General features: G+C 42.8%; 22 protein-coding genes and 2 riboswitches. Of the genes, 17 read left to right on the top strand and 5 right to left on the bottom strand.

The genetic code is table 11. The features are described from left to right. Positions 1–40: 40 nt before the first annotated feature. The 3 genes from ACFSY7_RS19885 to ACFSY7_RS19875 all read left to right on the top strand — a co-directional run bounded on the left by ACFSY7_RS19885 (position 41) and on the right by ACFSY7_RS19875 (position 3,866). Positions 41–1,660, top strand: a complete 1,620-nt coding sequence (locus ACFSY7_RS19885; protein WP_380149364.1) for a sigma-54 interaction domain-containing protein — start codon at positions 41–43, stop codon at positions 1,658–1,660. A 66-nt stretch (positions 1,661–1,726) separates the two neighbouring features. Beyond that, a riboswitch (SAM riboswitch) is annotated at positions 1,727–1,832 on the top strand. Positions 1,833–1,901: 69 nt separating this feature from the next. Continuing rightward, the gene (gene metA, locus ACFSY7_RS19880; protein ID WP_126990190.1) at positions 1,902–2,849 is read left to right on the top strand and encodes a homoserine O-acetyltransferase MetA; all 948 of its coding nucleotides are present in this window, start codon (positions 1,902–1,904) and stop codon (positions 2,847–2,849) included. A gap of 168 nt (positions 2,850–3,017) precedes the next feature. Continuing rightward, the gene (locus tag ACFSY7_RS19875) at positions 3,018–3,866 is read left to right on the top strand and encodes a patatin-like phospholipase family protein (protein ID WP_380149363.1); all 849 of its coding nucleotides are present in this window, start codon (positions 3,018–3,020) and stop codon (positions 3,864–3,866) included. 40 nt (positions 3,867–3,906) lie between these two features. Here the strand turns inward: ACFSY7_RS19875 and ACFSY7_RS19870 are convergent, their stop codons facing one another. Further along, complete coding sequence (locus tag ACFSY7_RS19870; protein WP_380149362.1) at positions 3,907–4,287, bottom strand: hypothetical protein; 381 nt, start codon at positions 4,285–4,287, stop codon at positions 3,907–3,909. Between the two features lie 129 nt (positions 4,288–4,416). Between ACFSY7_RS19870 and ACFSY7_RS19865 the strand changes: the two genes are divergently transcribed. After that, positions 4,417–6,363, top strand: a complete 1,947-nt coding sequence (locus ACFSY7_RS19865) for a GTP-binding protein (RefSeq protein WP_380149361.1) — start codon at positions 4,417–4,419, stop codon at positions 6,361–6,363. Positions 6,364–6,437: 74 nt separating this feature from the next. Next, positions 6,438–7,313, top strand: coding sequence for a C39 family peptidase (locus ACFSY7_RS19860; protein WP_380149360.1), 876 nt, complete (start codon positions 6,438–6,440; stop codon positions 7,311–7,313). A gap of 136 nt (positions 7,314–7,449) precedes the next feature. Here ACFSY7_RS19860 and ACFSY7_RS19855 read toward each other — a convergent pair whose 3' ends face one another. Together ACFSY7_RS19855 and ACFSY7_RS19850 are read right to left on the bottom strand one after the other, a co-directional pair. Next, positions 7,450–8,877, bottom strand: coding sequence for an alanine/glycine:cation symporter family protein (locus ACFSY7_RS19855; RefSeq protein WP_380149359.1), 1,428 nt, complete (start codon positions 8,875–8,877; stop codon positions 7,450–7,452). A gap of 112 nt (positions 8,878–8,989) precedes the next feature. Next, positions 8,990–9,226, bottom strand: coding sequence for a hypothetical protein (locus ACFSY7_RS19850; protein ID WP_380149357.1), 237 nt, complete (start codon positions 9,224–9,226; stop codon positions 8,990–8,992). 85 nt (positions 9,227–9,311) lie between these two features. Between ACFSY7_RS19850 and ACFSY7_RS19845 the strand changes: the two genes are divergently transcribed. The 9 genes from ACFSY7_RS19845 to ACFSY7_RS19805 all read left to right on the top strand — a co-directional run bounded on the left by ACFSY7_RS19845 (position 9,312) and on the right by ACFSY7_RS19805 (position 19,914). Beyond that, positions 9,312–10,847, top strand: coding sequence for an NAD(P)H-hydrate dehydratase (locus ACFSY7_RS19845; protein ID WP_380149356.1), 1,536 nt, complete (start codon positions 9,312–9,314; stop codon positions 10,845–10,847). A 273-nt stretch (positions 10,848–11,120) separates the two neighbouring features. Next, positions 11,121–12,524 carry a cytochrome ubiquinol oxidase subunit I gene (locus ACFSY7_RS19840; RefSeq protein ID WP_380149355.1) on the top strand — a complete coding sequence of 468 codons (1,404 nt, stop codon included), beginning with the start codon at positions 11,121–11,123 and terminating at the stop codon, positions 12,522–12,524. Continuing rightward, positions 12,524–13,528 carry a cytochrome d ubiquinol oxidase subunit II gene (gene cydB, locus ACFSY7_RS19835; RefSeq protein WP_029499025.1) on the top strand — a complete coding sequence of 335 codons (1,005 nt, stop codon included), beginning with the start codon at positions 12,524–12,526 and terminating at the stop codon, positions 13,526–13,528. Before ACFSY7_RS19840 ends, cydB begins: the two co-directional genes overlap by 1 nt. Before the next feature lie 15 nt (positions 13,529–13,543). Further along, positions 13,544–15,253: a thiol reductant ABC exporter subunit CydD gene (gene cydD, locus ACFSY7_RS19830; RefSeq protein WP_380149419.1), complete on the top strand. Its 1,710-nt coding sequence runs from the start codon at positions 13,544–13,546 to the stop codon at positions 15,251–15,253. Next, positions 15,237–16,946 (top strand): thiol reductant ABC exporter subunit CydC, encoded by a 1,710-nt coding sequence (cydC, locus tag ACFSY7_RS19825; RefSeq protein WP_186439510.1) that lies wholly within the window; start codon positions 15,237–15,239, stop codon positions 16,944–16,946. Before cydD ends, cydC begins: the two co-directional genes overlap by 17 nt. A 20-nt stretch (positions 16,947–16,966) precedes the next feature. Beyond that, a riboswitch (TPP riboswitch) is annotated at positions 16,967–17,075 on the top strand. 58 nt (positions 17,076–17,133) lie between these two features. Continuing rightward, positions 17,134–17,613: an energy coupling factor transporter S component ThiW gene (gene thiW, locus ACFSY7_RS19820; RefSeq protein WP_126990180.1), complete on the top strand. Its 480-nt coding sequence runs from the start codon at positions 17,134–17,136 to the stop codon at positions 17,611–17,613. A 105-nt stretch (positions 17,614–17,718) separates the two neighbouring features. After that, on the top strand, positions 17,719–19,170 hold the full coding sequence (locus ACFSY7_RS19815) for an MFS transporter (RefSeq protein WP_380149354.1): 1,452 nt from the start codon (positions 17,719–17,721) through the stop codon (positions 19,168–19,170). Positions 19,171–19,199: 29 nt separating this feature from the next. Beyond that, complete coding sequence (locus ACFSY7_RS19810; protein ID WP_380149353.1) at positions 19,200–19,736, top strand: GNAT family N-acetyltransferase; 537 nt, start codon at positions 19,200–19,202, stop codon at positions 19,734–19,736. 1 nt (position 19,737) lies between these two features. Then, the gene (locus ACFSY7_RS19805) at positions 19,738–19,914 is read left to right on the top strand and encodes a hypothetical protein (protein ID WP_186439509.1); all 177 of its coding nucleotides are present in this window, start codon (positions 19,738–19,740) and stop codon (positions 19,912–19,914) included. A 39-nt stretch (positions 19,915–19,953) separates the two neighbouring features. Here ACFSY7_RS19805 and cdd read toward each other — a convergent pair whose 3' ends face one another. Continuing rightward, complete coding sequence (gene cdd, locus ACFSY7_RS19800; protein ID WP_380149418.1) at positions 19,954–20,391, bottom strand: cytidine deaminase; 438 nt, start codon at positions 20,389–20,391, stop codon at positions 19,954–19,956. Positions 20,392–20,466: 75 nt separating this feature from the next. Between cdd and ACFSY7_RS19795 the strand changes: the two genes are divergently transcribed. From ACFSY7_RS19795 to ACFSY7_RS19785, 3 genes are read left to right on the top strand one after another with little or no spacing between them, the layout of a single operon-like run. After that, positions 20,467–21,072 carry a Maf family protein gene (locus ACFSY7_RS19795; RefSeq protein ID WP_380149352.1) on the top strand — a complete coding sequence of 202 codons (606 nt, stop codon included), beginning with the start codon at positions 20,467–20,469 and terminating at the stop codon, positions 21,070–21,072. Next, the gene (locus ACFSY7_RS19790) at positions 21,069–23,204 is read left to right on the top strand and encodes a type IA DNA topoisomerase (protein WP_380149351.1); all 2,136 of its coding nucleotides are present in this window, start codon (positions 21,069–21,071) and stop codon (positions 23,202–23,204) included. Before ACFSY7_RS19795 ends, ACFSY7_RS19790 begins: the two co-directional genes overlap by 4 nt. Before the next feature lie 3 nt (positions 23,205–23,207). Continuing rightward, positions 23,208–23,807 (top strand): NUDIX hydrolase, encoded by a 600-nt coding sequence (locus ACFSY7_RS19785; RefSeq protein WP_380149350.1) that lies wholly within the window; start codon positions 23,208–23,210, stop codon positions 23,805–23,807. Positions 23,808–23,944: 137 nt separating this feature from the next. Here the strand turns inward: ACFSY7_RS19785 and ACFSY7_RS19780 are convergent, their stop codons facing one another. Beyond that, positions 23,945–25,120, bottom strand: coding sequence for an aminotransferase-like domain-containing protein (locus ACFSY7_RS19780; RefSeq protein ID WP_126990174.1), 1,176 nt, complete (start codon positions 25,118–25,120; stop codon positions 23,945–23,947). Positions 25,121–25,219 lie beyond the last annotated feature (99 nt).

The following is a 25,219-nucleotide window of genomic DNA, read 5'->3' as shown; positions in this document are numbered from 1 at the left end:
ACAATGTTCATGTTAAGCTAGGCTTCGGAGGGGATTGTCGATGGAATTAAAACAATTGATTACGTATATTTTGACCGATCACCAGTTTCAGTGGATTTCTAGTAATAGTGAGCAGCCACCGCAGCAATATGCAGAGATTATTGAACAATTCCGTATAGAACAACAAACCTATTTGGATTTAGAACATTGCTTTGTACATATTATTGAACTTGAAGCATCGTATTTATTTATTATTCACGATAAAGAGATGACGACATCGTGGCAATTTATCGAACATGTGTTGAACTCGGTTAGTGATGGATTGACAATCTGTAATTCAGATGGCATTATCGTTTTTCAAAATGAAGCCGATCGCAAGATGTTTGAGGTCGATGCACGCTATTTACCAGTGATGGAATTTGTTGAACGCGGCATTATGAATGAGTCGGTGACCATGAAAGTGCTAAAATCGAAAAAGCGGGAAGACATCGTGCAAACATTCGCCAATGGACATGTCGTATTAGTAACGGCGCTACCGATTTTTGATGAGGCGGGCAATGTGGAATATGTTGTCGCCAATTCACGTGAAATGACTGAACTACGTGACATGGAGCGCACGATTGAACGCTTAGAGTCACAGAGTGCACAGTATAAGGAACAACTTGAAGCATTAAAGCAACAATCTTCAACGAGCTTGATTGCTGTTTCTAAAGCGATGCGCCAAGTGATTGAAAAAGCCACACGCATTGCCAACGTCGATTCGACGGTACTTATTTCGGGGGAATCAGGTGCAGGTAAGGAAGAATTAACGAAATTAATTCATCAGCGAAGTCACCGTGCACAAAAACCGATGATTACGGTCAATTGCGGTGCTATTCCAGAAAATTTATTAGAGTCGGAGCTTTTTGGCTATATGGGTGGTGCGTTTACTGGGGCGAATAAAACAGGGAAACCTGGTCTTTTTGAACTTGCCTCTGGAGGTACACTTTTCCTCGATGAAATTGGCGAGATGCCATTATCGCTACAAGTAAAGCTACTACGCGTATTACAAGAATCAGAAATCACCCGTGTAGGAGGGATTAAACCGATTCCAGTGGATGTGCGGATCATTACCGCAACGAATCGTAATTTATATGATATGGTGCAGCGCGGTGAATTTCGCGAGGATTTATTTTATCGTTTAAATATTATTCCGCTACGTATTCCACCACTGCGTGAACGTAAGGAGGATATTGCACCGCTTGCATACCGATTTTTACATTTAGTAATGGAGAAATATAGCATTGAGCGTACGATTGAGGAAGCAGCAGTCGACCGTCTTACGCAGTATTATTGGCCGGGAAATATTCGTCAGCTGAAAAATTTTATTGAACGCGTTAGTTTATTAACGCAGCAGTCGACCATTACCCTGCAATACATTCAGCGAGAATTTCAAAAGCCGGAGTATCAACAGCATAATCCAGTGCCGTTAGTCGATGATACGTTTACACAAACGCCTATTTATGATCAGAATCAGACACTAAAAAATCAAGTGGATGCCTTTGAGCGAAAAGTGATTAAAGAGGCGCTCGGACAATACCCTAGCATTCGTCAAACAGCGAAGGCATTAGGCTGTAATCAGTCGACACTTGTGCGTAAGATTCAAAAATACCAGCTCGAAAAACAAGTATCCTATGAATAATATTCTATTTTTTCAGAAAAGTTTGCAAAGTATTTGGAATTTTGCTATGATAACTGAAACTGCATAGTCTTATCAAGAGAAGCCGAGGGAAAAGGCCCGACGACGCTTCAGCAACCTCTACACTAGTAGAAAGGTGCTAACTCCTACAAGTTTTGTACTTGGAAGATAAGAAACGGATAAATTGCCCTTCTTATTTTTATTAAGAAGGGCTTTTTTTACGAATTTGAGGGGGTTCAGGAACATGCCAATTAACATTCCACAATATTTACCGGCAACAGAACGATTAAAAGAAGAGAAGATTTTCGTTATGGAGGAGGAGCGCTCAAAGAGCCAAAATATTCGTCCATTAAATATTTTAATTTTCAACTTAATGCCTGAAAAAGAAAAAACAGAATTACAGCTGTTACGTTTATTAGGAAATACACCACTACAAGTGAATGTCACGTTCTTAAATACCGCAACACATGAGTCAAAAAATGTGTCAAAATCACATTTAGAAACATTTTATTCAACATTTCATGAAATCAAAAAAGATCGGTATGATGGCATGATCATCACCGGTGCACCCATTGAATTATTTGAGTTTGATGAGGTCGATTTCTGGGAGGAGCATAAAGAAATTTTGGACTGGGCACAGGAGCATGTGACGTCAACGATGCATATTTGTTGGGGCGCACAAGCAGCACTGTATCATTATTATGGCATTGGAAAATACCCACTTGAAACGAAGTGCTCTGGTATTTTTGACCATGAAGTATATGATAGCACTGTGAAACTAATTCGTGGCTTTGACGACATTTACCCAGCACCGCACTCGCGTAATACATCGATATCAACGGAAGCGGTAAAAAATCATCCAGACATTGAATTATTATCCGAATCAGATGAAGCAGGTGCTTTTTTAATGATTTCAAAAGATGAACGTCATGTGCTCGTGACCGGGCATTTAGAATATGATGCGGATACGCTAGCATTAGAGTATGAGCGCGATGTCGCACGGGGCTTAAATCCAGAACTACCAAAACATTATTTCCCTGAAGATGACCCAACGAAAAAACCGCGTAATACATGGCGTTCACATACGCATTTATTATTTTCAAACTGGTTAAATTACTATGTATACCAAGAAACGCCATATGATTGGGTAGACAAAGGAGAAAATCATTCGCTAACGTCTTCCTGTTTATAAATAGATGAAAAACTAAAAAGAGAACAGAAAAAGACACTTTCAAGGAGCAAGCTTTGGAAGTGTTTTTTGATGGACAAAAATGAAAAGCATATTTATACGAAAACAATATGACAGTTTTTCACATTTAGTGTACGATAAATAGGCAGAAAAATAAGGGAAGTGGCGACAGTGAACGAAACGAGTTTGATTTTAGAAGGGGGTACATTCCGCACCATTTATACAAGCGGTGTACTGGATGCCTTATTACGCGAAGAGATTATGATGCCCTATATTATTGGGATTTCAGCGGGGGCAATTAATTTATGCTCCTATATTTCAAAGCAGCCTGAGCGTACGATGCGCGTCTTTACGGAGTATCGACATGATAAGCGTTATGTAGGTATGCGAAACTTCTTAACAGAACGCTCATTATTTGGGTTAGACTTTGGTTGGAATGTGTTGCCAAATCAGCTTGAATTATTTGATTGGCAAACATTCCGTAGCTACGAAGGCACAGCGCTTGCGGGCGTGACAAATGCTAATACTGGTGAAGTAGAATTTATGGACGTACAGACGATGGATACTGATAGTCAGTTGTTGCGTGCTACTTGTGCGATTCCGGTCATGTTTCCGGAAATTAAATTAAATGGCGTGCCGTATTATGACGGTGGATTAGCAGACCCGATTCCAGTGCAACATGCCATTGATGAGGGATATGAGAAGCATGTTATCGTCTTAACGCGTCCAAAAGGTTATTACAAAACGATGGACCGCCAAACAAAAGCAGCAATGCAGCTAATGCGTAAAAAATATCCGAAGCTAGTCGATGTCATGCTAGAACGTGTGGATCGCTACAATGAAACGGTTGCAAAATGTGAGCAGCTTGAACGTGAAGGCAAAGCATTTATTTTCCGCCCGCCATATGGCATTGAGGGCATGGAGAAGGATGTTGTGAAAATGCGAGCGAATTATCGTCTTGGGGTACATGAGGCGACACTACGTATGAATGATTTAAAGGAATTTTTAAGTTTAAACTAATAGAAAAGCTTCTTGCGTACTGGCGCGAGAAGCTTTTTTATTAGGATATATTTTTCGGGATAAAGCCACTACCATTGCCTGTGGCGACGGTTTCATTTTCGGCATTTTTAAAAATAAGCGCCATCTCGACATGGAACGAATTATCAAGAGAGGTAACGCTCGTTATCGTAATTTTACAAGTCACTTCATCGCCCGTATAAACTGCCTTCATAAATGTATGGTCAAGTGTTTCTGAAAAGAAATTAAGGTCGCCGCCAATTTTAGTAGCAATGCTGGCAATTAATAAACTGTGTACCCGGACACGCCCACGACTATCCGGCATCGTATGCAATGAACCGAAATCGCCGGTAATATTACTAAATGCAAATACGTCACCGCGTGTAAATGTTCGCTTCGCTGAAAACGTATCCCCTACCATCATCTATAAACCGCCTCCTTAGTATTCGTCATATGGAAGTATATCTTTAGATTACCCTTTTTCTAGACGGTTTATGCTTCGAGAAGAGAAGTGCTATAATAAAAGCAGTTTCAAGGAAATGAGGACGATAACATGTATAAAACGTTCGGGATATTTGCGCATGTAGATACCGGAAAAACAACTTTTTCGGAACAAATTTTATATTATGGTCAAGGTATTCAGGCACGTGGTCGTGTCGATCATCAAAATGCTTTTTTAGATTTGCACCCAATTGAACGTGAACGAGGCATTACCGTCTTTGCGGAGCAAGGGATTTTTACGTATAACAACAATACATATACGATGATTGATACACCCGGACACGTCGACTTCTCACCAGAAATGGAGCGCGCCATTCAAGTGCTCGATTATGCAGTAGTGCTCGTTGATGCCGTAGATGGTGTTGAGGGACATACGGAAACGGTGTGGCAATTACTTCGAAAACACCATATTCCGACGTTTTTCTTTATTAATAAAATGGATAGAGAAGGCGCTAATTTAGACAAGGCTATTGCAAGTATTCACGCATTGCTGACGCCGAATACGGTCGTATTAACGAATCATTTGACAAAAGAGATGGATGAGCCATTAGCAGAGGCTGTTGCGGCACTTGATGATACGTTAATGGAGCGTTATTTTGAGACCGGCTATACGCGCGATGTGTTTGAAGCGGCACTTTGCCAGATGATTCGTGACGAGCGAGTATTCCCGGTCCATTACGGCTCAGCATTACAAGATGAGGGTATTTCAACGTTTTTACAGCATTTTGACCGCTTAACGGCTACAAATTATGACGCGGCTGCACCGTTTGCAGCGCGTGTCTATAAAGTCCGCCATGACGAAAAGGGTCAGCGTATTGCCTATTTGAAAATCGATGCGGGTCGTTTAAAAGCACGTAAAGCACTCGAAATCGATGGTGAAATGATGAAGGTAGGGCAAATTCGCTTATATAATGGGGAGAAATTTGAGCAACTTCAAGAAGCCATCGCCGGACAAAGCGTCGGGATTTATGGCTTGAAGAACGCCGTTATTGGTACGACATTTGGCGACGCGGTATCGTATAAGGCACCGAGCTTAGTACCGACTTTACAATCTCGTGTGGTGTTTGAAGACGGTGTTTCGCCGAAGGAAATGCTACGCTATTTCCGCTTGCTCGAGGCGGAAGACCCATCGCTTGAAATTGTGTGGCAAGAAGCGTTGCAGGAAATTCATCTGCATATTATGGGCGTCATTCAGCTTGAAGTATTGCAACAAGTGCTAGCAGAACGCTTTCAATTAATGGTGCAGTTTGAGGCACCAACGATTATTTATAAAGAAACGATTTTTACATCGACAAAGGGCTATGGTCATTTTGAGCCGTTGAAGCATTATGCAGAAGTGCATTTACGCATGGAGCCAGCGCCACGCGGACAGGGCATCACCTTTATCAATGAATGCCATGCAGATGATTTACTCGTCGGTCAGCAAAACCTGATTCAAAAGCATGTGCTTGAACGTGCGCATCATGGTTTACTGACAGGCTCTGCTGTAACAGATATAATCGTGACACTTGTGACAGGGAAGGCACATATAAAGCATACAGAGAGCGGCGATTTCCGCGAGGCGACTCATCGTGCATTGCGACAAGGCCTAGAACAAGTAGAAAATGTGTTGTTAGAGCCATATTATGCCGTTGTCATGCGTGCACATATCGACCATATGGGCCGTATGATGAGCGATTTACAGATGGCAAGTGGCACTTTTGACGCGCCGTTTACAGAAGGAGAATATGTAACGATTCATGCGCGAGTACCAGTGGCGAGCTTTTTAACGTATCCGACACAGTTTGCAGCCTATACAAATGGTAAAGGGAGCATCCGTCTCGTATTTGATGGCTATGATCGCTGTCATAATACCGAAGAGGTCATTGAACGGATTGGCTATGATAAACAAGCAGACCCAAATTATACATCAAACTCTATTTTTTGCAGTCACGGAAAAGGCTATGTCGTGCCGTGGCAAGAGGCAGAAGCGTTGATGCATGCGAATACAGAATTATAAGGCTTGTGCGTGACAATTGAATTAGGCTATTTGTATAATACAAGTAACGTCTGAATTGCGAAAGGAAGAAAAAAATGAAAAAATCAGTCAAAGTAGGATTAGTACTAGGAATTGCTGCGGGTGCTACAGCGCTTGCAGTTAATCAAGCAAAGAAAAATGCTTCACCAGAGCCATTTGTGACGTTTACAGATGACACAAAATTATATGCATTAATGGATACAAATGCATCTGTTACACATATTTTACCGATTGCGACAGTCGTAACAGTTATCGCAAAAAAACATATCGATAAAAACGTTTGGTTTGAAGTTGAAACGCCATTCGGTCACGGCTTCATTTTAGACGAATCGGTTTTACCGCAAATAGCCGATGCCAAACATATTGAGCTTGATGTACCAGTGATCAATCAATACGCACCTGTTAACGCACCATTTGGCTGTGAGGGTGCGGCATTATTAATGGCACTACAATACAAACAATACACAGAAGACGATTTCAAAACACTATTAGCGAATATGCCAACAGCAGAACGCAACCCAAATGAAGGCTTTGTTGGCTCACCTTATGAAGCGTCACCAGCAGGCTATTATCAAACAATTTACCCAGCACCACTCGCAGCATATGCAAAAGAACGCTATGCACAAACAGTAGAAGATATTTCAGGTAGTGATATGCAAGAGATTCAACATGAATTAGCACTTGGTAACCCCGTTATACTATATGTTACAAAAGATTTTGCTGCACCTGTTATCGGCGAATGGGACTTTGGAACACCGGGCTCAGAAGAAGCGGTAGATAATTTACACATCGTTTTACTAACAGGCTATGATTCAACAATTGGTGAATACAAAGTAGCTGATCCATCTTCAGAGCAAGGAACGTACTGGATCAATGGCTATGCACTTGAAAAAGCATATAATGCAAAAAAACAGGCCGTTGTCGTAAGATAAATAGGACATATGCGTAAAAACAACCGCTCCTAGGAGCATAAGAAAAACCGGAATCGCGCCACAGCGCGGTTCCGGTTTTTTGTTGTGAACACTGAAAAAGGAACATGACGTGTTTTGTTCCAGCTTCTTTTTATGCTTACTTGTTCTCTGGGTGATCTTTGCGGTCCCAGCATTCAATATTTTTAAGGTCCGGCATTGTATCCGCATAAAATACCGGGTCTTTGCCTTTTTTACGTTGTGCACGATAATCTTTTAGTAAGCGGAATGCCGTTTTATTAAGCATGAAAATCGCTACTAAGTTAATTAATGCCATGATGGCCATAAAGAAATCAGCTAAGTTCCATACGAGTGATACTTTTGCCATGGCACCGAACATTACAAATCCTAATACAAGAAGACGATAAAATAGCATCATTTTTTTGGATTTTTTAATGAAATCTAAGTTCGTTTCACCGTAGTAATAGTTGCCGATAACAGAACTAAAGGCAAACATAAAGATTGCCACCGTTAAGAAAATACCGGCCCAGTCGCCAAGTTGTACAACAAGCGATTCCTGTGTAATGTCAACACGTGAATTTTGTCCATCAACATTTTGGTAAACACCACTTAATAGAACGATTGCGGCAGTCGCGGTACAAACGAGCATCGTATCTACGAAAACGCCTAATGTTTGAATAAGTCCTTGTTTAACGGGGTGAGAAACATTGGCTGTTGCCGCGGCATTTGGCGCAGAACCAAGACCTGCTTCATTTGAGAATAACCCGCGTTTAAAGCCTTGCATAATGGCTGCACCGACGGCACCACCAGCACCGGCTTCAAAGGTAAAGGCTTTCTCAAAGATTAACGCAAAAACGCTAGGAAGTGATGTGAAGTTTAAAATAATAATAACAATCGCAATGCCGATATAAGCAATCGCCATCACTGGTACAAGCCATTGTGTGACTTGAACGATGCGTTGTACGCCACCGAAAATAATCATCGCTGTTAAAATAACAACGACAATCCCAACCCAGACTTTGTCAAAGCCAAAACTGTTGCCCATTGAAGCGGCGATAGTATTCGTTTGAACGGCATTAAATACAAAGCCATAGCAAAGCGTAATGGCAATCGCAAAGACAATTCCCATCCAGCGCTTGTTGAGGCCACGTTCCATATAGTACGCAGGGCCCCCACGGAAGTCATTGCCATCGCGAATTTTATAAAGCTGTGCGAGTGTACTTTCGACGAATGAAGAAGCAGCGGCAATTAATGCCATTACCCACATCCAAAACACAGCCCCCGGTCCACCTAATGCAATCGCGGTTGCGACACCGGCAATATTACCAGTACCAATACGTGATGCGGCGGAAATCGTAAAGGCTTGGAAGGAAGAAACCCCTTTTTTGCCTTTACCATCAATTGTAGCTTTGTCCGTTAACACGCGGAACATTTCAGGGAATAATGTGAACTGCATCCCGCGTCCACGAATGGTGAAGAAAATGCCGACGACTAAAATAATAGCGATAATGGCATAGGAATAAAGATAGTCGTTCAGCATGAGAATAAACTTGTCTAACATATCCATGTAATCAGTCCTTTCAATAGGACAGTATACCCCTAATCGTTATAAACAAACGTTGATTGTTTATTTATAATAGTGCAATAATTTTTCAATATAAACTATGCCGCGCGTATCATTATTTTTTTAAGTGCTGTAATGCTTGTGCAACAGCGGTTGTATCCGTTGCTTGTAAGCCCATTGCGCGCTGTTGTTCGAGCTCTCGTAATAATTCAGGGTCATGTTGTAGCGCAGCAGTATAACTCGCCGCCGTCGCTTTTTTTTGTTCATGCAATCGTTGTTGTATTTTTGTTAGTTCATTGGCCACCGATTCTTTTGTACGGGGTGGCGCAAAGTCTTTCATACTATTTTTCACTGAATTTCCCTCCTTTTGTTATAGCTATTGGTACTTGTTATATACTAGAACGAAGATGATTGTCAATTTTAAAGGGGGATTTTTCATGTATGCATTAACAACAGCACAAATGCAGGCGCTTGAGCGCTATACGATTGAGACGATTGGTATCGATGGCGGCACATTAATGGAAATTGCCGGCAATGCCGTCGTGATGGCCCTGCGCGAGCATGAGTTACTTACGCATGAGCGCATTGCGATCGTGTGCGGTACCGGTAATAACGGCGGCGACGGTTTTGTCATCGCTAGGCGTCTCATTGATTTAGGCTATGATGTCCGGATTGGACTAGCTGTCGAGGAACAGCAATTACGTGGCGATGCCAAAACACAGTATCATATTTTAAAACGCCGTGGTATTCCGGTGACATTACTAATAGAAGAAGTGCAAACAACAGCTTGGTTGGCCTCTTGTGCCGTGCTAATCGATTGTTTACTAGGTACGGGTGCGAGCGGGGCATTGCGTGGGCATATGACATGGTTAATTCCGCTAATAAATGCGCTCGAAAAAATGGTTGTGGCGATTGATTTACCATCAGGTTTACATGCTAATAGTGGGGAAGTTGTCGATGCGGCGATTGAAGCGGATTATACGCTGACGCTAGCACAACCGAAAATTGGTTGCTATTTACAACAAGCTTCGCATTATATAGGCGAGCTTATAGTGGTCGATATTTCAGTGCCCGAAACCCTTGTGGACACACTTCACATGACGGCACCAACAATTGTTACGCCCGCGCTCGTCAAAGCGGCGTTACCGGCACGCCCGTTAGATGGTCATAAGGGGACATTTGGTCATGGTGCAGTGATTGGTGGCTCGCAGCATTATGTTGGCGCACCGCTCTATAGTGCCAAGGCGGTGTTTCATAGTGGCATTGGGCTTATTTCGCTTATTGTACCCGAAGGATTAATGCCAAGCATGATGTTACAAGCGCCGGAAGTATTATTAAAGAGCGCGGCGTCAGAAGATGGGTATATGACAAAAGAAGGCGTTGCGCTACATGATTTTACAAAAATACGCGCGGTAGCGTTTGGACCAGGGTTAGGGCGTGCAGCGCAGCTTCAAGAAGTTGCAGCATGGCTGTTGGCGCTTGAAGGACCGGAGACGATTATCGTTGATGCGGACGGTCTCTATATGATGAAACCGTTGTTACAACATGTTCGTGCGACGGGCAAATGTGTTATCTTGACGCCGCACCCAGGAGAAATGGCCATGTTATGCGATACGACCATTGCAGAGATTGAACAACATCGATTTTCGTATGCGCGCGATTTAGCACAGAAATTCGGGGTATATGTGTTATTAAAAGGGCATCGTTCGATTGTAGCGACGCCAGACGGAGCACAGTGGCTCATCCCAATTGGCAGCAGTGCTCTTGGAAAAGGAGGGAGTGGCGACGTTTTAACCGGCTTGATTTTATCATTCGTGACACAGCGCGTGCCGGCGGAGCAAGCGTTGTATACCGCGGCATATTTACAGGCAGAGACCGCGGAAAAACTTGCCGCACAGCATAGTCATTACAGCGTAACACCTGAAATGGTTGTGACACATTTAGGACAGCTAATTGCGTGTTTTGTGAAGTGAATTTGTCTAAGTTGAAACAGCAGTGTGACAAATTTTTGACGTCAGGCATTATTTTTTACCTTTAAAGTTAATAAAACCAGTGATAACTAATTTTTTAATAATAAATACCTATGAAAAAGGTAAAAAAAGAAATGTAGAACCTTTAAAAAGTTTCACAATTTGAACACGTAATCGTGAAACTTTTTTTGAATTATAGGTTATTTTTCTTAAAATTGTGCAGTATACTGTAACTGTAAAAATAAATGACAAGCTTCAAAAAAAGGAGGATGCACAATGGATGTTTTAGAGTTGGCTCGTGTGCAATATGCACTGACAACGATTTTTCACTTCTTCTTCGTTCCGCTTTCGATTGGGACTATTTTTATCGTCGCGATCTTCGAAACGATGTATTTATTTAAGAAAAAAGCAGAATACTTACGCATGGCAAAATTCTGGGGTAAGATTTTTTTACTATCCTTTGCGATAGGCGTTGTAACAGGGATTTTACAAGAATTCCAATTCGGCATGAACTGGTCTGAATATTCGCGCTTTATGGGTGACGTATTCGGCGCACCATTAGCAGTAGAAGCACTTTTAGCATTCTTTATGGAATCTACATTTATCGGTATTTGGATGTTTGGACGCGGCAAATTACCCGATTGGGTCATAACCGTTTCTGCATGGCTCGTTAGTATTGGGACATTACTATCGGCGCTTTGGATTTTAGCAGCCAACTCATTTATGCAAGAACCTGTAGGCTTTGAAATTCAAGATGGCAAAGCGGTATTAACAGACTTTATGGCGCTGTTAACAAATCCACAGCTTCAAGTGGAATTCCCGCATACTGTATTTGGCGCATTAGCAACTGGCGCATTCGTTATCGGTGGGATTAGTGCCTATAACTTGTTAAAGAAAAAAGACGTCGAGTTTTTCAAAACATCATTTAACGTCTCAATGATTGTTGCGGCGATCGCGTCACTTGCGATTGCATTTTCTGGACACGCACAAGCAAAACATTTAATGGACTCACAACCAATGAAAATGGCCGCTTCTGAAGCGCTTTGGGATGACTCAGAGGACCCGGCAGCATGGACAATTTTAGCCATCGGTGACCAACAAGAGGAAAAAAATACGTGGAATATCGACTTACCATTTGCGTTAAGTTATTTAGCATATGGTGAATTCAGTGGCTCTGTGGAAGGGATGAAAACACTGCAAGCGAAATACGAAGAAAAATATGGTGAAGGTGTAGACTACATTCCACCTGTATGGCCTGTATTTTGGAGTTTCCGTATTATGGCAGGCTTCGGTGGTGTCATGCTCGTATTATCAATACTTGGTTTATGGTTCGGTAATCGTCGAAAAGGTATTTTGGCAACACCAACATGGTTCCTGCGAACAATGATGTTTGCGATGGCAGCACCATTTATTGCGAATACAGCAGGTTGGATTATGACGGAAATTGGTCGCCAACCTTGGACGGTGTTTGGCTACTATACAACGGCGCAATCGGTGTCACCAAACGTTTCAATGGGACAATTATTATTCTCAACGATTTCATTTAGTACCGCCTATGTTATTTTAGCGATTATTATGATTTACATGGTTGCACGCGTCGCAAAACAAGGACCGTCAATTATCGATACAGCACCAAAGCAAGAAAATGTTGATTTAATGGATAAGGAGGCGTTTAAATAATGGATTTAACTGTATTTTGGTTTATCTTAATCGCCGTATTATTTACTGGATTTTTCTTCTTAGAAGGTTTTGACTTTGGCGTCGGCATGTCAACGCGCCTAATTGCCAAAAATAAAAATGAACGCAATCAATTAATGTCAACAATTGGACCGTTCTGGGATGCCAATGAAGTTTGGCTCATTACAGCAGGTGGGGCGTTATTTGCGGCGTTCCCTAGCTGGTATGCAACGATGTTTTCAGGTTACTACACATTGTTCGTTATTTTCTTACTTGTCTTAATCGCACGTGGTGTGGCGATTGAATATAGTCACCACACACATACCGATAAATATATTAACTATTGGCACTGGCTTATTTTTGGTAGTAGTGCACTCGCACCGTTTTTACTAGGGATGTTATTTACGAGTCTTGTGCAAGGAATGCCAATCGATAAAGATATGCATTTATTCGGCACATTTACAGATTACGTGAACGTTTATTCTGTCGTTGGTGGTGTAGCGGTTATGCTCTTATCGCTCGTTCACGGATTAACGTTTATCGGGATTCGTACAGAAGGCGTTGTACGTGAGCGCGCACGCCAAATGTTAAGCAAGCTCTTTATCGTGTTATTAGCAGGCGAGGTTGTCTTCGCTGTCTTAACGTACACGAGCACGGACTTCTTTACAGTACGACCGGTTGCTACACCAGTATTTTTAGCGATTACAGTAGCATGTACATTACTTGCCTGGGCATTTGCGACAAAGAAAAAGGAAAGCATTGCTTTTACGATGACTGGTCTTGCTTTTGCCTCGGTTGTCATCATGTTATTCGTTGGGTTGTTCCCACGCGTCATGATTAGCTCGATTGACCCCGCATTTAATTTAACGATTGATAATGCGTCATCAGGCGATTACACCTTATCTGTTATGACAAAAATTTCAGTCGTCTTATTACCATTCGTTTTAGGGTATCAAATTTGGAGTTACTATATTTTCCGTAAACGGATTCACCCAACAAAGAAATAGGAGATGGAGAACATGATCGATCGAGCGCTATTTACATTACCACGCATTAAAGGGGTATTTGTATGCTTAGGGGTACTAGCCCTGTTGCAGGGCACGATGACCATCCTACAAGCCATTTATTTAGCGACAGCGATTACGCATGTTTTCCACAACGAGCCGCTGTCTGAACAGTGGCTTCTTTTATTGTTATTTGCGGTGTGTTTTATTGGCAAACAAGTCATTGTTGCCTTACGTGAACGCTTTATTACGGCCTATGCGAAAAAAATGGGGCATCATTTACGCAATGATTTACTACATCATATTTTTGATGTAGGATCGCAGCGTACTGCAACCGGACAAACGGTGACATTAGCCGTTGAAGGGATTCGTAATGTGGAAACGTATATTAAGCTCTTTTTACCGAAGCTTATTAATATGATGGTGATTCCGTTAATGATTGCCATCTTCGTTTGGACAGAAAATGTGCGTTCTGCAATCATATTGGTTGTCGTCGTACCAATTCTCATTTTTTTCTTGGCACTTGTAGGTCTTGCAGCAAAGGCAAAAGCTGATCGCCAGTATGAGTCCTACGAACAGTTATCAAACCACTTCGTAGATTCCTTACGCGGCATTATGACATTACGTGTATTAGGACTTAGTAAACGTTATGACCGTAATATTGAGCGGGTTAGTGAACAATACCGCAAAGCAACGATGAGCACATTACGTTTGGCCTTTTTATCAACATTTGCCCTCGAGTTTTTTACGAGTTTATCCGTTGCCATTGTCGCATTGTTTTTAGGGCTTGGTTTAATTAATGGCACAATCGTGTTATTACCGGCATTAACTGTTCTCATTGTGGCACCGGACTATTTTTCACCAATTCGCGAGTTTGGTAGTGATTATCATGCAACACTTGATGGGAAAAATGCTTTTAAGACAATTCAACAAGCACTAGAGGAGCACCGACAATCGCTTGACCATACGCCGGTAGCACAGTGGGATGAGAAAAGCCAATTAATGCTCGATGGCGTCCGTGTTAAAGATCGTGTAATACCAAAAGCGTGGCATGTAACGGCACAAGGCTATGAGAAAATTGGCATTATTGGTGCGTCAGGTGCCGGGAAATCAACGTTATTATCATTACTTGGAGGGTTTTTAACTACGACAGGCGGCCGTATTACGGTTAATGGTCAAGTATTACCATCGTTATACAATGCAGATTGGCAACGCCAATTGTATTATATTCCACAACACCCTTATATTTTTCACGATACATTACGCAATAACATTGCCTTTTATACACCACATGCGAGTGAGGAGGCGATTATAGCGGCTTGTGATCGTGCGGGATTACGTGAAGTAATTGAGGCATTGCCCCATGGTTTAGATGAATGGATTGGGGAATCTGGAAGAATATTGAGTGGAGGACAAGAACAACGAATTGCGCTAGCACGTGCTTTTCTGGAAGACCGCCGCATATTATTATTCGATGAACCGACCGCGCATCTAGATATCGAAACGGAAGCGGAATTAAAGGAGCGCATATTACCGTTATTTGACGAGCGTCTTGTCTTTTTTGCAACGCATCGCTTGCATTGGATGCACAATATGGACCGGATTATTGTCATTGATGATGGTGAAATTGTCGAAGTTGGCACCCATGAACAACTTATGAAACAACAAGGTCACTATGCTGCACTTATTGCCGCACAAGGAGGAAAATGTCATGAACGATTGGATTAAGCCTTATGTAAAAGCGCATAAAGGCCTGCTTATATTGACGATTCTTTTCGGCGTGGGTGCACTCATTGCTGCATGTGCACTCTTGTTTACATCGGGATATTTAATTTCAAAGTCGTCATTACGACCTGAAAATATCTTGCTTGTCTACGTGCCAATTGTCTTAGTACGTGCATTTGGGATTTCACGTCCCGTACTTAATTATTTACAACAGCTTGCAAGCCATTCCTTTGTATTAGCCGTGTTATCAAAAATGCGCGTGCGATTATTTCAACGATTAGAGACGCAGGCGCTCGTTTTAAAAGAACGTTATGCAATCGGCGATTTATTAGGGTTACTGGCCGATGACTTAGAGCATTTGCAAAACTTTTATTTAAAAACAATTTTCCCAGCGCTATTTGCACTTATATTGTATGGCATCGCGATTATCGCATTGGGTGTATTTAGCATTCCATATGCTTTGTTGTTAGCTTTGCTATTTGGCATCCTTGTATTTGTATTGCCATATGTAGCATTAAAACGCAATCGACAACATATGCTTGATATGAAAATAGTGCGGGCGGAACTTTATAATGACTTAACAGATGCTGTAATGGGTGCAACAGACTGGAAATTAAGCGGTCGTGCAGATCAAATGATTGCCGGGAAACAACAAATTGCTGCGCGTTATGACCGACTAGAAGCAAAAATTGAAGCATCGAGTCGTCGACGTTCGATTGTTTTTCAAGTAGTCGCTGCTGCGTCAGTGATTCTATTAGTTATGTTTGGAAGCGACATGGCGCAAACTGCTGTTTTTCATCCAATGTGGATTGCGGCCTTTGTACTTGTTGCGTTACCGCTACTTGAAGCGTTTATGCCAATTAGCGATGCAATTAGCCATTTCCCAAGTTATGACACGTCATTTGCACGTCTTATGGAAGTCGAGGGACGAAGCGAAGACGCACAGCCATGCACTACATTACCTACTGGGCCTTATACCGTTGATATATCAAATGTCGCTTTTCAATATGATAATAGGACCGTACTCCGGGATGTATCAATGACATGGCACCCACGTCAAAAAGTCGCGATTTTAGGGAAAACAGGTACCGGTAAAAGTACGCTTGGTAAGTTATTACTGGGGGCGTATAAGCCGACTGCTGGTACGGTAACGATTAACGGCGTGCATATGCATACGCTACGTCATGACACATCACAGCTTATCGCGGTCTTAGAACAAAAGCCGTATTTATTTGATACGACGATTATGAATAATATTCGACTTGGAAATGTTTCGGCAAGTGATGCGGAGGTCATTGAAGCGGCGAAAAAAGTTCAGTTGCATGAGATGATTGAGACATTACCACATGGCTATGACACGCGTGTCGAAGAACTTGGCACACGCTTTTCTGGTGGGGAACGTCAGCGTATCGCGCTTGCTCGTATTTTATTACAGCAAACGCCCATTGTATTATTAGATGAGCCAACTGTTGGTTTAGACCCCGTAACTGAGCAGGAATTGATTCATACGATATTTGAGGTTCTTAGCAATAAAACAGTCGTATGGATTACACACCATTTAGCAGCAATGGCTCATATGGATACCATTTATATGCTTGAAAATGGTCGAGTGCGTGTAAAAGGTTCGCATGAACAGTTGTTAGCAGATGACGCAAGATACCGAAAATTATACGACTTAGACTATCCATTTGACTAATTTTATGATACAGTAGCGGGGACGATTGCTAGGAGTGTCAGTGTGACTGACTGAGAGAGCGCTACAGCCGCTTAATCCTTGAAACCTGATCTAGTTCATACTAGCGGAGGGAAGCAACTTACAAAGATAATAAGGGCCTGGCTCTTTTTCTTTTGGCAATCGCATCAGAAAGAGAGGGGCTTTTTATATGAAAAAAATGACGTTATTAGCGATGTATATCGCGATTTGTGTTATCGGCTCAAGTGTTGTGAGCATCCCGATTGGTGTGGCAAAAGTGGCGCCCATTCAGCATATGATGACCATTATTTGCACGGTAACACTAGGGCCGATTCCGGCAATTATACAGGCTATATTGGCATCACTTATTCGACTGATGATGGGGACGGGGACTTTATTAGCCATTCCAGGAAGTGTTATAGGGGCAGTGCTTGCAGGTATGCTCTATAGGATAACGAAAAGACGCATAGCCGCAATCAGTGGGGAAATAATTGGCACAGGCATCATCGCATCCCTTGTTGCGGTACCTTATAGTATGTTCTTTATGCATGCACCCGCGGTATCTGCGTTATTTTTCATGCCGTCCTTTTTATTGTCGACGGTGACAGGCGCCATGCTAGCGCTCGCGATACTAAAAGCTGTCCCAACACGCTATTTAGCGATTCAGTAGTGTAAAAGCCGACGTATGAACGACGTCGGCTTTTTTTATTGCCAAATACAGGCACAATAGAAGCCAATAGCGACAAGTATGCGGTATACTTTTTAGTAATGAATAATGGAAGAAGGGAATACTGTGCACTCAAAAGCTGTGCAATTTTTACGAACGATGGGCATTTTAGACGGCCTATCGCTATTAATTTTATTAGGTGTCGCGATGCCACTAAAATATGTGTGGGATTTGCCACTAGCGGTAACGATTATGGGCAGTTTGCATGGCGCCATTTTTATGTTGTATCTCGCGTCGATTGCGTGGGCCCAGTTACGTATGCAATGGCCCATTGTTTATTCCATTGTAGCGGTCTTTGTTGCCTTTATCCCATTTGGGAACTTTTTATTCGATCGATACATAAAGCGGGCTGAAGCACGTTATCGACCGCAACCATTTAAACAAATTTGGTTATTGTATGGTGCGATTTTCTTTACGTTTCTCGATTTATTCGCACAGCTTCCCGTCATGAGTACCTTTGCACTGTCATTAGGCGCTTCGACGATGATAGCCGGACTTGTCGTTGGGATGTATTCCTTTACGAATATGTTTGGGAATATGGCGTCGGGTATTTTAACTGACCGTGTGGGAGCGAAGCGTATTGCAATAATTGGACTGATGCTTACGGTGCTATCATTATGTGCATATACGGTTATTGATTCACCGACCACCTTGCTCGTACTACGTGCCTGTCATGGCTTTGTGGCAGGACTTATTACACCGGCCGCCTTTACGCTTGTCGCCAATCAAACAGCCCAGCAAACACAGGGCAGTCAGTCGGCATTAACGGGTGCCTTTGTCGGCATTGCGGCGATTTTAGGCCCAGCTTATAGCGGCATTGTGGCAACGCGTACCTCGGTACCATTTGTGCTGATGACGGTCGCAATCATTGGTGCCGTTGTCGTTGTGGCATTAATATTTTTCCAGCTAACGGTGAAAAAGAAATCGCAGACGACGCAACAAACGTTTAGCTGGAATACACGCGCCATACGTGCCTTTATGGCGGCCTTTTTGCTGATGATGTCACAAGGGGCGCTGGCGTATTTATTACCAATTCGTATCGAATTATTAGGCTATGAATCGCGGTTAAGTGGCACGCTGATGAGTATGTTTGGCATTGTGGCGGTCTTATTATTTGTACTGCCAACACGTTATGTATTTGATAAATGGTCTGCTAAATGGCTCATGGTGTTAGGGATTGCCTTTATTGGAATCAGTCAGTTTTTTATTAGTATCACAACGTCGCAAGTGTTCCTTTATGCGATACTTGCCTTGTATGGTGTTGGCTTTGCGCTATTATTCCCCGCAATGAATCGCATGCTTATTGAAGGAACGACCGAACAAACAAGAGGGCGTGCGTACGGGTATTTTTATGCGTTCTTCTCGCTTGGTACGGTCGTTGGCTCATCGGGGCTGGCGTTATTACCATTGTCACTTACCGGTCAATTTTATGTCATTGCAGGGGTTTTACTAATCGCAAGTTGTCTCTTAAGCGTTACGAGGGACCGCGACATGCTATAATAAGCGCATAGTTAAAGGGGGCGTTTAGAATGGAATGGCAATTAGATGCGCACACAACGTTACAACAATTAAGTGATGCGCATGCAGAGGCGATGTTTGCAGCAGTAGATGAACACCGTAGCTACTTACGCGAATGGCTTCCGTGGGTTGATGGCACGAAAACGATTTTAGATACGCGTCAATTTATCGCCTTCACCGAAAAGCAATTTGCGGTATCAGGCATTTTAAATATGGCGATTTTATATAAGGGACAGTTTGCAGGGACGGTTGGCACACATGCGCTCGATCGTGAAAATCGTTCGACATCGATTGGCTACTGGCTTGCGGAAGACTTTCAAGGGCATGGTCTTATGACGCGCAGTGTCGCAAGACTTGTCGACTATTTATTTGATGCCGTAAAGCTTCATCGTGTTGAAATTCGTGCAGCCGTTGAAAATCGTGCAAGTCGTGCCATTCCCGAGCGCCTTGGCTTTACACAGGAGGGTATCGCGCGTGAGTCGGAATGGCTGTATGACCATTTTGTCGACCATGCGGTGTATGCACTATTGGAAGGGGAACGTTCGTAATATGAAGATTCCATGGCAATTTGTATTATTTTTTGCATTAGCGTGGCTCGTTGTCATGCTAATTGTTAGCTATCTCGTCGTTGGGCGTGTCGTATTTGGTCCAACGATTGTCGGCCTCGTTATTTTTGTCGGTGGTTGGTATTTACTTTTAAAATGGTATGCAAAGAGAAAAAAATAGCATGAAAAAAGGAGGCGCAGTATTGCGGCTCCTTTTTGCTTACATGTCTAATTCCGTAAACGCAAACGGTAATAATTCTTTTAACGCAAGCTCTTTAATATCCCCCGCGCGATTTGTTAAATAAACCGGCATATTCGGTGTGAAAAATTCAGCCATGACTTGGCGGCAAATGCTACATGGTGGTAAGAAATCGTCCGTATCACCGGCAACGGCAATCGCTACAAAATCGCCTTTTTTATACCCCTGTGTTAGCGCCGTGAAAATCGCCGTACGCTCTGCACAGTTTGTGGCACCAAATGACACATTTTCAACATTGACGCCCGTAATGACCGAGCCATCTGTTAAAAGTAACGCAGCTCCTACTGGAAATTTGGAGTATGGGCTATACGAGTTTTTTAAGACGCCGCGCGCCTCGTTCATTAACTGTTCTTTATTCATAAAAAGTACCCCTTTGTTATGTAGTGTATAGATAAACATACTTGATTGCTCTGCCTTTTGTAAAGCAGTAGTGAATGTTAAAATGAAATTACTAGATAGAATGCGAGGGATTTTATGAATTTTCAAACGACAGCATCATTTATTTTAGCATCACAGTCACCGCGCCGTCGTGAGTTATTTGCACAGCTCCATATACCATTTGACGTGCAATCAGCCGATGTTGAGGAGACAAGCGTGGCATTTCAGACAGCACCGCAATATGTGCAAGACGTCGCGTTATTAAAGGCACAGGCCGTCGCGGCTAAACATCCAGATGCCGTTGTCATTGGCTCGGATACGATTGTTGTCTATCATGACCAGCTTTTACATAAACCAAAAACGACAAATGAAGCGGTACAGCATTTGCAAAAACTACGCGGTAAAACACATGAGGTCCTAACGGCAGTTGCGATTGTCACCGCACAGAATACCTATAGTTTTGTCGAAACGACATCAGTGACATTCCGTATGGTTTCGGATGCTTTTATTGAGGCATATGTCGCAACAGGAGATCCATTTGATAAGGCAGGTGGCTACGGCATTCAAACGGATGGCGTCTTTTTTGTCGAAAAAATTGACGGCGATTACTTAACGGTTGTAGGCCTTCCGCTTAGTCGCTTAACCGACGAATTACTACAGCATAACCTACTACAACTCGAAACACAGGAGGTGCAGGCATGAGCATTGTCATATTAGCTGAAAAACCATCGCAGGCAAAGGCGTATGCAGAAGCCTTTCCTGTCGCGAAAAAAACAAAACATTTTATTGAGCTTGCGCCAAATGAGGTCTTTCCATCAGGGGCTGTCATTACATGGGGCATCGGCCATTTAGTGGAGCTAAAGGCACCGGCTGAGTATGATAGTGCTTGGAAGCGCTGGAAGCTAGATGTGCTGCCGATGATTCCTTCAAAATATGAATTTAAAGTAGCAAAAGGCAAGTGGGAGCAATTCCAGGAAGTGAAAAAATTACTCAAGGGAGCAGACGTCTTAATTAATGCCTGTGACGTGGACCGCGAAGGCTCGAATATTTTTTATTCGATTTTGCGTCAAGCCGGCGTGCGCAATAAGCCGATTCAGCGTTTATGGATTAATTCACTAGAGGCCGACGAAATTCGTGCGGGCTTTCGTCAGCTTCAAGACAATGCGAAGGATTTACGGATGTTTAAAGAGGCCGAAACACGCCAAATTAGCGACTGGCTTGTTGGCATGAATGCGAGTCGTCTGTATACGGTGCTGTTAAAGCAGCAGGGGCTAAATGAGGTCATGTCGATTGGACGCGTGCAATCGCCAACGGTCTTTATGATTTATGAGCGCCAATGTGAAATTGAAAACTTTAAGCCGAAGAAATTTTATGAGCTAATGGGGAAATTCAATGCGGCACAAGGGGAATATAGTGGCAAGGCGAAGGTGAAAAAGGAGACGTATGAAGAAGCACTAGCGATTTTAACGCAGGCAGGTATTGCGGAGAATACGCCATTACCGGGTACGATTCAAAAAGTGACGAAAAAGATGAAGCGCAATTTACCACCAAAGCTGCATTCCCTGTCAACGTTACAGCAAAAGGCCAATCGTCTATGGAAATTTAGTCCGAAAATGGTGCTTGAAACAGTACAGAAATTGTATGAGAAAAAGCTCGTATCGTATCCACGTTCGGATTGCCAGTTCATTACACCAGCAGAGTTTGCGTATTTAAAAGAAGCATTACCCGCCTTTCAGGACATTATGAAGGCGAATTTTGAGCCCGCTAGTCTTGCGCCGTCGAAGCGCTATGTCGATGCCTCAAAAGTAGAGGAGCACTATGCCATCATTCCGACGAAAACCGTACCGACTGTAGCGAAGCTCGCGAAATTAAGTGACCCTGAAAAACGATTGTACGTTGAAATTATGCGCACGACACTGGCGATGTTTCACCGAGATTATATGTACGAGGAAACGACGATTGAAACAAATGTACAGGATATTGTCTTTTATTCGGTCGGTAAAGTCGAAAAAGACCGCGGCTTTCAGGAGCTATGGCCACAGAAGAAGGATGACAAGGAGCCGCCTAAGCTACCGATTGTCGAGCAGGACGAGGAGGTTGCCGCACTTATTCATGTCCATGAGGGTGAAACGAAGCCACCGAAACCATTTACCGAGGGCCAGCTCATTCAAATGATGAAAACATGCGGGAAGCTTGTCGATGATGAGACAGAGAGCGATATTTTAAAAGAGGTAGAGGGCATTGGGACCGAGGCGACGCGTGCGGGCATTATTGAAACGATAAAACGCCATGAGTATATTCAAGTGACGAAAAACATTGTGTCATTAACGCCAAAGGGTCGCGTATTATGCCAGGTCATTACCGGCTCACTCCTTGCGAGTCCAACGATGACCGCTAAGTGGGAAACGTATTTGCGGAAAATTGGCGAAGGAACGGGGACACAGGAGGCCTTTTTTGCGAGTGTCGAGAAGTTTTTACGTCATTTAATCGACACGACACCAGCTATGGTCGCGCAAACGGATTTATCGGAGGCGAAGGAAGCAGCGACACCGGTGTCATCGACGAAGCCAATCGTTACCTGTCCAGCATGTAAGGAAGGGCAACTTATTGAGCATAAATCCTTTTACGGCTGTACGAACTATAAGGGCGGTTGCAAATTTACGGTATCTAAAATTATCGCACAGAAGAAAATTTCACCGAAGCAATTAACCGATTTAGTAACGAACGGTGAAACAGCTGAATTAAAAGGCTTTAAATCGAAAAAAGGCAATCCATTTAGCGCGAAACTAATGTTAGAAAATAATAAAGTAACATTCGCTTTTGCGGACAAATAGGAGATGAGCATCATCGAGGAGTTAGCAGTTTTTAATGAGCACGATCAGCGAGTAGGTATCGCCACACGCGACCATATTCATGCGTCTGGTTTATGGCATGAAACGTTTCATTGTTGGTTGATTGAAGAGAGGGAAGGCGAGCGCTTCGTTTATTTGCAGCTGCGAAGCGCCAATAAAAAGGATTATGCACTGCGCTACGATATTACGGCAGCGGGGCATTTACTCGCAACGGAAACGCCAGAAGATGGCATTCGTGAAGTGGCGGAGGAATTAGGGATTGACGTGAAGTTTTCTGAGCTACAGTCCATTGGCACATTACAAAATATCGTGCTAACACCAGCGATTTCAGACCGCGAATGGGCGCGTTGTTACGTCTATAAGGTGACGACACCTCAAACGTTCACGTTGCAACAAGAGGAGGTAGCAGCTCTTTTAACGTGTCGGCTAGCCGATTTTGCGGCATTGATTTACGGAGATGCACCAACTATATCATTGTGTGATGTTCAAAGCGGGGAAGTCGAGACAACGACACGTGCCCAGCTCGTGCCACATCCGCAAAGTTATTATGAGGCGATTGTTGAGGCACTCATAAAAACACCATAAAAAAGACTAGACGAAACACGTCATTTTCCTTTTAGCGTTCACAACGAAAAACCGGAACCGTGCTACAGCACGATTCCGGTTTTTCTTATGCTCATAAGAGAGGTTATTTTTAGACGTATGTCAAAGCCTCTTTTTCGTTAATATTTTTTGAAAAGTTCTGCTAAACGTTTGATGCCCTCATCAATAACTTCTGGTGTCGAGGCCGTATAGTTTAGGCGCAGGGTTGGCACATGTTGTGAGCCTGTGTAGAAGGGGTCACCCGGTACGAAGGCAATATCCGCTTCCATTGCTTTTGAAAACATATCAAGTGCAGATTTATTATCCGGTAATGTCGCCCAAATAAACATCCCGCCCTCAGGTTTTGTCCATGTCACACCTTCTGGCATGTATTTTTCAAGTGCGTCAAGCATCGCGTTTGCTTGTTTACCGTATAAATCAATGATTTTCTCAACATGCTCTTTATATTCATTATGTGTTAAATAATCATGCAGCACATATTGCGAGAAAATATTAGTGTGTAAATCAGCCGCTTGCTTCGCTGTTTCGACATGTGTCATTAATTCTTTGTTTTTTGAAATGATAAAGCCGATACGCATACCCGGTGCGACTGTTTTTGAGAATGAGCCTAAAATAACGCTATTTGGAAGGCGTCCACCACCAATATATGGTAGTGCTGTGCCTTCAAAGCGTAGCTCGCCGTATGGATCATCCTCGATTAATACGATATCTGGGTAATCTTTTAAAATGTCATACACCGCGTCACGTTTTTCTTGTGTATACGTTAAACCGGTTGGGTTTTGGAAATTTGGTACAGTGTAAATGAATTTTGCATTTGGTTTTTCAAGCGCTTCTTTTAATTCATCAAGGTTTAAACCATCCTGCTCAAGTGTCACAGGGTAGAAAGTTGGCTGCGCAAGCATAAAGGCTTGAATCGCACCGAGATAGCCTGGCTCTTCGATAATAATGCCATCGCCCTCATTCACTAAAACTTGACCAAGTAATGTCAGTGCTTGCTGTGAGCCGGTTGTAATAATAATATCATCCGCTGTAATGCCTAAGTCGAAGTTATGATTGTACTTGTCTGCAATGTATTGACGAAGTGGTGCATAGCCTGTTGTTGTTGAGTATTGGAAAAGCTTACTACCGTCTTCATCGATGGCGCGGTTGACAGATTCACGTAGTTTTTCAACCGGGAATGAGATTGGATTTGGTAGTCCACCCGCAAAAGAGATAACATTTGGTGAATCTGTTACTTTTAAAATATTACGAATAAATGATGAAGGGGTGTCTAAGATTCGTTGAGAAAATTCCATATGCCTAACTTCCTTTACTTAAATAATTTTTTATAATTTTCTAAATTGTATCACTAAACAAATAGTGAACACAATATATCACAGACATCTATTTTCAGA

This window comes from Kurthia populi (assembly GCF_042686175.1).
GTDB lineage: Bacteria > Bacillota > Bacilli > Bacillales_A > Planococcaceae > Kurthia > Kurthia populi.
The sequence above is the reverse complement of the archived record's forward strand: the minus strand, read 5'-3'. Positions and strand labels throughout refer to the sequence as shown.